The following is a 237-nucleotide window of genomic DNA, read 5'->3' as shown; positions in this document are numbered from 1 at the left end:
TGATCTTGTCTTTAGTCGTTGCATTGTCATATTTAACTGCTGCATCGTCTAACGTACCCAACTTGCTATCAACTGCTGCCAATTGATCTTCTGTTGCTGCCTGACCTGATACTGCTGTGCCATTCCAGGTCTTGTTCGTTAAACCACCGATCGTACCTGCTGTACCATCAATAGTGACTGGATTCGCTGTACCAACTTTAATGGTATTGCCTAAGCCTAGCTGTACACCATCTGCTG

At 45.1% G+C, this 237-nt stretch carries 1 pseudogene; it reads right to left on the bottom strand.

From position 1 onward, the window contains the following. Positions 1-237, bottom strand: a pseudogene (locus F3J02_RS18825) (hypothetical protein); the annotation flags it as partial.

It is taken from the genome of Acinetobacter sp. Tr-809 (genome assembly GCF_011753255.1).
Taxonomy (GTDB): domain Bacteria; phylum Pseudomonadota; class Gammaproteobacteria; order Pseudomonadales; family Moraxellaceae; genus Acinetobacter.
This window is presented reverse-complemented; position numbering and strand designations above follow the sequence as displayed.